This is a genomic window from Caldisericia bacterium (assembly GCA_021158845.1).
GTDB lineage: Bacteria > Caldisericota > Caldisericia > B22-G15 > B22-G15 > B22-G15.
In genome coordinates, this window is sequence record JAGGSY010000130.1 from 1 (window position 1) to 11,182 (window position 11,182).

Sequence of the window (11,182 nt, forward strand, 5' to 3'; positions counted from 1 at the left end):
CCTCTATCAGATGAGGAAATATTTAAGATTCTTCGCATTTAAAGATAACAACAAATAAATCAATATCACTAAATTCATTGATGTTCCCTCTTGCAAGGGAACCAAACAGATATATTTTCTCTGCGCCAAGATTTATTAAGTCTTTAACGATTCTGTTTAAGTTTCTATTCAGTTTCTTGTATCTTTCCCTTTTTCTCTCTAAAATTTCATCAATTTTCATCTCATCCTCTCATCCACAAAATCTATAATTTTTTTTGCAATCTCCGTTGCTTCTTCATCTCTTTAAAGAATCTATTTTCCACATCTTAAGTATACCATTTCCTTCACACCAATATTTACTCCATTTTGCAACAAATAGTGCCTGGCACCCAGCGTTGCATTTTTTAAAATTTGAAATTTAGCCTCCATTTTGATAAAATTTATAAAAATTGTTCAGGAGGTGAAATGGATCGTGGCTAACGAGAAAGATAGAGTATTGAATATAGCAATAAATGAAATAGAAAAGAGATTTGGAAAGGGCTCCCTCATGAAGTTAGGAGATAAGAGAGCTCTACTTGATACAGAAGTGATCCCTACAGGAATATTAACTCTGGATGTCGCCCTTGGAGTTGGAGGTTATCCTAAGGGAAGGATAATAGAGATCTTCGGTCAGGAAGGGAGTGGTAAATCCACTGTTGCACTTGAGGCAGTTGCGGAGGCACAGAGAAGAGGGGGAAACACAGTTTACATAGATGCAGAGCATGCCCTTGACCCTACCTATGCCGAAGCCATTGGTGTTGATCTCTCAAAGTTGTATATATCTCAACCAGATTCTGCCGAACAGGCTCTTGAGATCGCAGAGACACTGGCAAGAAGTGGTGCAGTGGATTTATTTGTAATAGATTCAGTTGCTGCTCTCGTTCCAAAGGCTGAGCTTGAAGGTAGGATTGGAGATCAGTTTATGGCTCTTCAGGCAAGACTCATGTCTCAGGTTTTAAGAAGGTTGAATACTGCCATATCCAAATCAAAGACAGTTGCTTTATTTATAAATCAGGTTAGAGAGAAGGTGGGAGTTGTATTTGGAAATCCTGAAGTTACCCCCGGAGGCAGAGCTTTAAAATTCTTCTCCACTGTAAGAATTGAGATAAGAAGAGCTGATTCTATAAAGGAAGGTGACCAGGTTATAGGAAATACAGTTAAGGCAAAGATTGTGAAAAATAAAGTTGCACCTCCATATAGGACTGCCTTCTTTGACATAATATATGGAAAGGGTGTATCAAAAGTTGGCTGTGTATTTGATGCTGCAGTGGATTTAAAAATCATAGATAAATCTGGTTCATGGTACTCCTACAAGGGAAAAAAGATTGGACAGGGAAGGAAAAAGGTGATTGAGTTCCTTGATAAGGATAGAGAACTATTAAAAAAGATAGAGGAAGAGATAAGAAACATAGCTTTCCCAAAGCCGAAGGAAGCGGAAGAGAAGAAAGAGTAAAATAGTGAATGATGAAGTTCTCTCCTATTCCCTGAGACTGCTGGGAAGAAAAGACTATTTTTCTTTTGAGTTAAAAATGAAATTAAAGAGAAAAGGGTTTAAGGATAGAGATATAGATGAGGTAGTTGAATACCTTATAAAAGAGAAAATAATAGACGATGAGTCTCTCTTAAGGAGAGAGATAGAATATATGCAGAGCAAAGAGTGGGGGGAGAAGAAGATAGTTTATAAATTGAGAAATAAGTCTCTCCCAATGGATTTTATTAAGAAGGGAATAAAGAATTATTTTGATAGAGAGAAGGATGTTGAGAATGCTTTAAGTTTGATGAAGAGAAAAAGCGATTCAAAAGACATATACTCTTTGCTTATTTCAAGGGGATTTACCCATTCCACAATAGTTGAGGCTAAAAGGAAAAAGGAGGAAAGAAGATGAAGATTTCAATATTTTTATATGAGTTACTTATAATTGCCACATTTTTTCTTGGAGGAATAGTAGGATTCTATATAAGAAGGTACATAGCGGAGAGTAAAATTCAATCTGCTGAAAAAGAGGCAAAGAAGATAAAAGAAGAGGCTTTAAAACAGGCAGAGATTAGAGCTAAAGAGATGCTTTCCAAGGCAAGGGAAGATGCCATAAGGATTAGAGGTGATGCTGAAAGGGAGCTTAAGAGAAGGAGACAGGAGATACAGAAAATAGAAACGAGGCTCTTTCAGAGGGAAGAGATGCTTGAAAGGAAACTTGAGGCAGTGGAGAGGAGAGAGAGGAGCGTATCACAGAAAGAGGAGGAGATTAGAAAGATTAAGGAAGCTTTAAAAAATCAATACGAGAGACACAAAAGAGAACTCTTAAGAGTTGCACAGCTTACAGAAGAGGAGGCAAGGGAAGAGCTCTTTAGAAAATTGGAGGAGGAGTTAAAGATAGATATTAGTAAGAAGATAAGACTCTATGAAGAGGAACTTAAGGAGAGACAGAAAGAGAAAGCCCAGGAGATACTTGCCACTGCAATTCAGAGAACTGCTGTGGATTTTGTCGGTGAATCAACCATAACTGTTGTTCCTCTTCCAAACGATGATATTAAGGGCAGAATAATTGGAAGAGAGGGGAGAAACATAAGAACCTTTGAGTCCCTCACTGAGACCGAACTTATAATTGATGATACTCCAGAAGCAGTGGTTATCTCCTCATATGATCCCATAAGAAGAGAGATTGCAAAACTCACCCTTGAAAAACTCATTCTCGATGGAAGAATACACCCATCAAGAATTGAGGAAGTTTATGAAAAGGCAAAAGAGGAAATGGAGGAGATAATCCTGGAAGAGGGGAATAAAGCAATCCTTGAGGTAGGTATAGGGGATCTCCCCGTAGAACTAAAAAAACTCCTTGGGAAACTAAAATTTAGAACCAGTTATGGTCAGAATGTCCTTAAACACTCTCTTGAAGTTGCCTTCCTCGCGGGAACAATGGCAGCAGAGTTGGGAATGGATATAAAAACTGCAAAGAGAGCAGGTCTTCTACACGATATTGGAAAGGCTTTGGACAAAGAGATGGAGGGTCCTCATGCAATAATTGGAGGAGAGATTTTAAGAAAGTTTGGAGAGATAGAAAAGGTTATTCATGCTGTTCAGGCTCACCACAATGAGATTCAGCCAGAGACACCCCTTGATTTTATAATACAGGCTGCCGATGCAATTTCTGCTTCAAGACCAGGGGTAAGGAATGAAACAATTGAACAGTACATAAAGAGAATTCAGGAACTTGAGAAGATTGCATCCTCCTTTCCGGGTGTTGAGAAAGCATATGCACTTCAGGCAGGAAGGGAAGTCAGGGTATTTGTTAAGCCAGATAGTATAGATGACATGCTTCTTCCTAAACTTGCCTATGATATTGCAAAAAAGATAGAGAATGAGGTCATGTATCCTGGGCAGATAAAAGTTTTAGTGGTAAGAGAGAGTAAAGCTGTAGGTTATGCAAAGTGAGAGTGATGTTTATAGGAGATATTGTTGGAAGAGGGGGGAGGAGGGTTATAAGAACTCTTCTTCCAGAGATAATTGATAGAGAAAGAATTGACCTTGTAATTGCCAATGTGGAGAATCTTGCAGGTGGATTTGGTATTACAGTAAAGACATTTAATGAGATTGTAAAAAGTGGTGTTGATGTGGGTACAGGTGGAAACCATATATGGGATAACAAGGAGTACAGGGAGGTCTTTGAGGATTTTAAAGGAAAAGTTTTAAGACCAGCAAATTATCCACCAGGCACTCCCGGTGATGGATACACTCTGGTAAAGGTTAATGGGGTTGATGTTGGTGTAATAAATCTTCAGGGTAGGATATTTATGGATCCAATAGACTGCCCGTTTAGGAAAGCTGATGAGATTCTTGATAAAATAAAAAATGTTAAAATAAAAATTGTTGATTTTCATGCAGAGGCTACCAGTGAAAAGAAAGCTATGTTTTTCTATCTTGATGGAAGAGTGAGTGCAGTTTTTGGTACACACACCCATATACAAACTGCTGATGAAGTGGTATCATTGAAAGGGACTGCATACATTACAGATGTTGGAATGACTGGTAGCTTTGATTCTATTCTGGGTGTGAGAAAGGAAGATGCTATGGAGAAAATAATTAAAAGATTACCTACAAGATTTAGACAGGCAACTGGAGATTTGAGGTTAAATTCTGTTATTATTGAAGTTGATGAGAAAAGTGGTAAAACTTTGAAGATAGAGAGATTTAATAAAAACCTTGAAGAGGGGGTAAACGATGGAAAAGAGACTTAAAGAGATTAAAGAAAGGATTAAAGAGGACAAATTATTAAAGTCCTTGAATCTATTTTTTTCGCTTAACAATATTACTGTTTATCTTGTAGGTGGCTTTGTAAGAGATCTCCTTCTTGGGAAGGAGAGTAACGATATTGATATAGTTATTGATGCTCCAACAAGTATAGTGAAAGCCCTTGCACACTTCTTAAATGGAAGTGTCTTCTATTTAAGAAAGAGAGAGATATACGCAAGGGTTATGATATTGAGTGAAGGAAGAAGGATTGATGTCTCCTTTGTCAATGAGGATAACCTGAAAGAGGAGTTGGAACGTAGAGATTTTACAATCAACTCTATGGCTATCAATCTAACGAAGCTCTTCAAAGATAAAGATGACTTCTTTATTGATCTATTTGGGGGTCTCAATGATTTAAAGAAAAAGATTATAAGGCAGGTAAGAGATGATATTTATGAAAAAGACCCTATAAGGATTTTGAGAGCTTTTAGATTCAAACACTCCTTGGGTTTCAAGATTGAGGATAAAACCCTTAAAACTCTATTAAGGGATAAGGATCTACTTGAGAAGGTTACGCCAGAGAGAATGCAGGATGAGTTCTTCAGAATACTCCTTATGGATAATGATATCCTTTACGATCTATACGAGACAAAGGTTCTAAATGTGATCTTCCCTCACCTGGATTTTGATTTTATGGATATGGCTTTGAAGAATCTGAAGGAATCCATGGAGAAACCAGAGAAGCTCTTTAAGAAGGAAGAGGTTAGAGAAGTTTTTGTAAATTTCTGGAATGAACCTGTTGGAAAGGAGATAACCCATCTTCAAACATTTAAACTTGCAGTACTTACATTTGGAGAAGAGACACCAGCACTATTTATAAGAAGAAGATTTGCCGCCTCTCTAAGAATATGTACGAAGGTTCAAAATGTAATATTTGCCTACAAGTATCTAAAAAATAGCTATGAAGAGGGACAGGATATCCTCGCTGTTGATTTTATTGGAACATTCTTTAGAACATACAAGAAAGAAACCATAGAGGCATATCTCCTTCTCTACTTCACATTTAAATCTTCAAGAAAATTCCCAAAGAAAGAGGTGCTGAACTTTATAGGTCTATTTGTAAAGAATAGGTTTAGGTCTCTTGTAATATCAGGAAAGGAGATAGTAAGGGAGTATGGATTGACACCCTCACCATTTGTTGGAGATTTGCTCATGTATTTGAAGGCACATCAAATTCTTGAAAAGATAAAGACAAAGGAGGATGCCAAAGCTTTGATAGACAAATACTTGAAAAGGGGAAGTGAGTAAATTCTTCATTAAGACCTTTGGCTGTCAGATGAATGTCTACACATCAGACTACCTCCGCTCACTTCTCCTTTCCTCCCTATCCGAGACAGACAATCCAAAGGAAGCCGATTTTATTTTTATAAATACATGCGATGTTAGGGAGAAGGTAAGACACAAAATATACTCCTTTATTGGCTATGTGAATAAGGTAAAGAAAAAGGATGCAAAGGTATATGTCATAGGTTGCCTTGCACAGGTGGATAAAGAGAATATAGAAAAAAGATTTAATCCATACCTTGTTGGTCTTTACGATAGGGAAGAAGAACTTGAAGATATAGCTTCCTCTATAATAAAGCATGTCAAGAGAGAGAAAATAAAGAGAGTATCAGCCTATCTACCAATAATATACGGTTGTAATCATTTTTGTTCCTACTGCATTGTTCCCTATGCAAGAGGTAGGGAGGAGAGTAAGCCCTTAGAGAGAGTTATCAAAGAGGCTAAATTCCTCTTTAATTCAGGAACAAAAGAGTTAATCCTTATTGGCCAGAATGTTAATGACTATGGAAAGGATTTAGGACTTGAGGATGGCTTTATAGAAGTTATTAAAAGGGTTTCAAAAGTTGGTTTTTTAAGAGTTGGATTTTTAACCTCTCATCCAAAGAATTTTAAACTTAACTGGATAGATGAAATGAAAAGTATCCCAAACCTTCTCTCTATGTTCCACCTTCCACTTCAGAGTGGTTCAAATAAGGTTCTCAAGCTTATGAGAAGGGGTTATACGAGGGAAAAATTTAGAGAGCTTGTTGAAAAGGTTAGAGAGGTTTTTCCAAATGCTATGATCTCCACTGATATAATGGTTGGTTTTCCAGGAGAGGAGGAAAGGGACTTTATGGATACCATAGATTTGGTTAAAGAAATTGAGTTTGATAGAGCTTTTATGTTTATGTATTCAAAGAGACCAAAAACCTTATATTACAATATTCCAGATACTGTAAGTCATGAAGAAAAGTTGAATAGACTTAATTTCTTGATTGAAGTGCAGGATAGAATCACTTTGAAAAGGTATAGAAGTTTTATTGGAAGAGAGGTAGAGGTTCTTGTGGAGAATGTAAAGGATAAAAAAGGTATAGGTAAGGAGAAGAATGGAAGGGTGGTTGTCATTGATGATGTAAGTGAGAAAGATGTTGGAAAATTGATAAAGGTTAAAATTTACGATGCAAATATAAGGGAACTCTTCGGGAAGAGGACATGAAGATAATTCCACTGGGAGGAGAAACGCTTGGTGTAAGAAGTATGGCTACATTCGTTGAAACAGAGGATGTATGTATCCTTATTGATCCAGGACTATCTGTTGTGTCCATCATCCATTCTCTTCCTCCAACCCCCTTTGAATTAAGAGCATTATCTAATGTAAAGGAAAACATTAGAAAGGCAAGCAAAAGAGCCCATATAGTCATTATCACCCACTATCACAATGACCACTTTAGCATGGATCCTTCATTGTATAGAGGGAAGGAAGTCTTTATAAAGGATCCAGAAAATTTTATAAGCAATAATCAGAAAAGGAGGGCAAGGAAACTTCTTAAATCTATCTCCAGTATAGCAAACATACATTATGCTGCTGGGGAGTTTAAATTTGGGAATACAGAGATTATATTTTCTCCAATCTTTACGCATGGAATAAGTAAAAAGATGGGGGGAGTTGTTTCAATCCTTATTAAGGAAAATATTAAATTTTTATACTCCTCAGATGTCCAGGGATTTCCAGAGGAAGAACAGATAGAGTTTCTTGTTGAGATGTCTCCAGATGTTGTCTTCTTTGATGGACCAACAGAGGAGACACTGCCATTATCTGTTGTGAACCTTTCAAGAATCATTCATAAATTTAAAGAAACAGTCTGGGTTATGGAGCATCATCCCTTTAGGTTTCTTGACTGGAGGGAGAGATTTTACCCGGTTGTTTCTGTTTTTGAGGAGAATGGTATTATTTTGAAAAACTTTGCCTCCTATCTCTTATTAGAGGAGATGCTTTTTGAGGCAGAGAGGAATCTATTTTATGAGAGAATTAAGGAGTTTAACAGAAAAATTTGGTAAGAAAGAGGTCTTCTTAAAGATACTTAAGATTCCCATATCAAGGAGAAGGAAGTGGGAGTATATAATAAACGATAAAATTGATGAACTTGGAGTTAACACCAATTTTACAAAGGAGAGAGAAGAACTATCCCTTTACAAAGAAAAAGGGATAGAATTTATAACATTTCTTGACGAAGAGTATCCAGAGATACTTAAAAAAATTCCAGATCCGCCTCTTGGTTTGTTTGTTAAGGGAAAATTTAAAAAAGATTTTTTAGGTGTTTCAATAGTAGGTACAAGAAGATGCTCCTCGTATGGAAAGAGAATAGCAGAGGAACTTGGGGAGTTCCTATCCAATCATAAAATTACAGTTATAAGTGGTCTTGCCTATGGAATTGATTCAGCAGCACACAGGGGAGCATTGAAGGGATCAGGTTTTACCTATGCTGTACTTGGCAGTGGCATAAATCATATTTACCCTTCCCTTAATAGAGGTCTGGCAGAAAGGATAACAGAAAGCGGTGCCCTTATATCTGAATATCCACCAGATACTCCTCCCTTGAAATTTAGATTTCCAGAGAGAAACAGAATAATAAGTGGCTTATCAAAGGCAGTGGTGGTTGTTGAAGCTCCAGAGAAGAGCGGCGCCCTTATAACTGTATCATTTGCACTGGAGCAGGGAAGAGAAGTTTTTGCCGTTCCCGGTCCATTTTACTCTGAGAAATCTCGTGGCGTTCATATGTTGATAAGAGATGGTGCGCAAATTCTTGTTGATTTCTCAGATTTAATTAAATTTCTTGGTGTTGAGGAGAAAGAATCCAAAGAAGTGCATCTTACTGAGGAGGAGAAGATTCTTCTAAATAGAATACCTGATACTCCCACATATATAGACCATTTCCTTGATGACCCATCCCTTTTACCAATACTTATCTCCCTTGAGGAGAAGGGAGTTGTAAAGAGTTTTCCAGGGAATGTGTATATGAGGGTGAAATGGAGGTAGAGAGGATAATAGATTCAATACTTCTTGAGAAAAAGAGAGGTTTTGACAATAAATCTGTGATAGGAGGTTTTTCCAATTTCATCTTAAAGGAACTTAAATCTCTTGAAGCTTTAGGATTGAATACAAAAAGAATTGAGGAGTTAATGACTGGATATGAGGGTTCTGACAAGGAAAGAAGGGAAAAGGCGATAAAGGAGATAATCAATATAATCCTTGATGAAATTTACAAGTTGAGGAATGTGGGTCTTGAGAAACTTCCCGGTGTTGGAGATAGGAGGAGAGATGCCTTAGAAAAATTGGGTTTATACACACTTTATGATCTCATCTATTTTTTTCCTCGTAGATACATGGATTTTGGGAAACTTACCCCAATTGGGAGGGTTAGAAATGGTGAGTCAGTGCAGATACAGGGTGAAGTTGTTTCTGTATCCCATAGTATTTCAAGGAGAAAGGGTATAGATATATTGAAGGTGAGATTCTTTGATGGGACTGGTTCAATAAATGGTGTGTGGTTCAATCAACCCTACTTAGCAAAGTTCTTTAAGAGAGGAAAGAGATACCTCCTTATGGGCAAAGTAAAGTATAGTTTCGGTGAGTGGCAGATAGAGAATCCAGAATTCGAGGAGATAAGGGGAGTTAAGAATAGTAGTAATGAGAAAATAATTCCCATCTATCCTCAGACAAAGGGACTTTCATCAAAGATGATATCAAGATACATAGAAGAAGCTTTTAAAATTGAATCTCCCCTCATTTTTGATCCTCTTCCAAAAACTATTTTAAATAAGAGGAAACTTCCCGGTCTGAGAGCCTCTCTTTTAAATATCCATTTCCCGAAAAATGGAGCACTTCTTAAACTTTCTAAATACAGACTCATCTACGAGGAACTATTTTTATTTCAACTCTTCCTTCTCTTAAGAAAGAGGAAGATAAAGGAAAAGAGAGGGAGAGTTTATACCATAGATAAGGAATTGAGAGAGAAGTTTATCTCCTCTTTACCCTTTTCTCTTACAAAGGGTCAATTGAAGGTTATAGGAGAGATAGAGGAAGATCTTAGAAGCGGGAAGGTGATGAACAGACTTCTACATGGTGAGGTTGGAAGTGGAAAGACTGTTGTTGTTGCATACTTTCTGTATCTTACAGCAATGAATGGATATCAGGGAGCTATTATGTCTCCCACAGAGATACTTGCAAATCAAACTGGAGAGGTTATAAAGAGATTCCTTTCCCCATTCAACATAAGAGTTGAGGTACTTACAAGAAGCACAAAGAACAAGAAAAGGATAAAGGAAGAGATCTCAAAGGGAGATATTCAGGTAGTTGTTGGAACGCATGCCCTCTTAGAGGAGGATGTGGTATTTAAAAATTTAGCCTTTGTTTCTGTGGATGAGCAGCATAGATTTGGAGTTCTTCAGAGAGCAGAACTTGTCAAAAAGGGAGAGTTTCCACACATCCTTGTTCTTTCAGCTACACCTATCCCAAGAACCCTTGCCCTCTCCCTCTATGGTGATTTAGATATCTCCTTTATAGGAGAACTTCCTCCAGGTAGAAAACCTGTAAAGACCTATGTCTTTCCTGGAAATATGAGAGAAAAAGCTTACGAATTTGTAAGAAAGAGGCTTATCAAAGGTGAAAAGGTATATATTGTTTGTCCATTTATAGAGGAAAGTGAAAAAATAGATGTTGCCTCTGCAAAGAAAAAGTATGAGGAATTTAAAGAGATTTTTAAAGGATTTAAGATCTCTCTTCTTCATGGGAAGATGAAGAGTGAGGAAAAGGAGAGAATAATAAAGGACTTTAGAACCGGTGATACACAGATACTCGTTTCCACAAGTATAATAGAGGTTGGGATAGATGTCCCTGAAGCCACAGTTATACTCATTGAAGATGCAAACAGATTTGGACTTCTCCAGCTCCACCAGTTGAGGGGAAGGGTTGGAAGAGGAGAGAAGGAGTCATATTGTCTTCTTATCACATCCAAATATGATGAAGATACCCTAAGGAGATTGAGAATACTTGAAAGGACAAATTCAGGGCTTAAGGTGTCAGAATGGGACTTAAAATTTAGAGGAACAGGTGAACTTGGTGGAGAGAGACAGCATGGAGTATCTGAGTTCAAAGTTGCAAATCTTTTGAGGGAGGAGGATATAAGAATTCTTGAGATGGCAAAGAAGGATGCAGAGGAGTTTTTAAAGAAAGAGAAGATTTCAGACTACCCTCTCCTACTGAAGGAACTTATCTTTAGATTTAAACCGCTTAAGTATCTTGATATCTCATGAGAATAACATCTGGAGAATTCTCTGGTATTAGATTGATTGAAGTGAAGGATAAGAGAACGAGAATAAGTCTTGACAGAGTTAGAGAATCTCTCTTTAACTCATTGAGGGGTGCTATTGAAGATAAAATTTTCTGGGATCTCTTTGCTGGAAGTGGTGCAGTGGGAATTGAAGCTATCTCTATGGGAGCTAAGTTTGTCGTTTTTGTTGAGAAGAGGCTTGATGCGATAAATGTTATAAGGAAGAATCTCTCCATTGTAAAGGTTGATAAAGAGAAATTCAAAGTATTTAAGATGGATGTAT

At 37.2% G+C, this 11,182-nt stretch carries 11 protein-coding genes; 10 read left to right on the plus strand and 1 reads right to left on the minus strand.

Annotated features, from left to right (window positions below; translation table 11 throughout):
• Positions 1-22 precede the first annotated feature (22 nt).
• Positions 23-220, minus strand: coding sequence for a nucleotidyltransferase domain-containing protein (locus J7J33_04775; protein MCD6168601.1), 198 nt, complete (start codon positions 218-220; stop codon positions 23-25).
• A 228-nt stretch (positions 221-448) separates the two neighbouring features.
• On the opposite strand from J7J33_04775, the gene recA reads away from it, so the two are divergent.
• The 10 genes from recA to J7J33_04825 form a co-directional block, all read left to right on the plus strand.
• A complete protein-coding gene (recA, locus tag J7J33_04780) occupies positions 449-1,471 on the plus strand; it encodes a recombinase RecA (protein MCD6168602.1) in 1,023 nt (340 codons plus the stop codon).
• A gap of 4 nt (positions 1,472-1,475) precedes the next feature.
• A complete protein-coding gene (locus tag J7J33_04785; protein MCD6168603.1) occupies positions 1,476-1,904 on the plus strand; it encodes a RecX family transcriptional regulator in 429 nt (142 codons plus the stop codon).
• Complete coding sequence (gene rny / locus J7J33_04790; protein ID MCD6168604.1) at positions 1,901-3,448, plus strand: ribonuclease Y; 1,548 nt, start codon at positions 1,901-1,903, stop codon at positions 3,446-3,448. Before J7J33_04785 ends, rny begins: the two co-directional genes overlap by 4 nt.
• Entirely contained in the window at positions 3,445-4,251 is an 807-nt protein-coding gene (locus J7J33_04795) for a TIGR00282 family metallophosphoesterase (protein ID MCD6168605.1), read from the plus strand. The genes rny and J7J33_04795 overlap by 4 nt, the downstream gene beginning before the upstream one ends.
• Entirely contained in the window at positions 4,235-5,554 is a 1,320-nt protein-coding gene (locus J7J33_04800) for a CCA tRNA nucleotidyltransferase (protein ID MCD6168606.1), read from the plus strand. The genes J7J33_04795 and J7J33_04800 overlap by 17 nt, the downstream gene beginning before the upstream one ends.
• Entirely contained in the window at positions 5,547-6,785 is a 1,239-nt protein-coding gene (gene miaB / locus J7J33_04805; GenBank protein ID MCD6168607.1) for a tRNA (N6-isopentenyl adenosine(37)-C2)-methylthiotransferase MiaB, read from the plus strand. The genes J7J33_04800 and miaB overlap by 8 nt, the downstream gene beginning before the upstream one ends.
• Entirely contained in the window at positions 6,782-7,627 is an 846-nt protein-coding gene (locus J7J33_04810) for an MBL fold metallo-hydrolase (GenBank protein MCD6168608.1), read from the plus strand. The genes miaB and J7J33_04810 overlap by 4 nt, the downstream gene beginning before the upstream one ends.
• Entirely contained in the window at positions 7,590-8,606 is a 1,017-nt protein-coding gene (gene dprA / locus J7J33_04815; GenBank protein MCD6168609.1) for a DNA-processing protein DprA, read from the plus strand. The genes J7J33_04810 and dprA overlap by 38 nt, the downstream gene beginning before the upstream one ends.
• Positions 8,597-10,882, plus strand: a complete 2,286-nt coding sequence (gene recG, locus J7J33_04820; GenBank protein MCD6168610.1) for an ATP-dependent DNA helicase RecG — start codon at positions 8,597-8,599, stop codon at positions 10,880-10,882. Before dprA ends, recG begins: the two co-directional genes overlap by 10 nt.
• On the plus strand, positions 10,879-11,182 hold a 304-nt coding region (locus tag J7J33_04825; protein MCD6168611.1), incomplete at its 3' end, for an RsmD family RNA methyltransferase. The genes recG and J7J33_04825, both read left to right, overlap by 4 nt.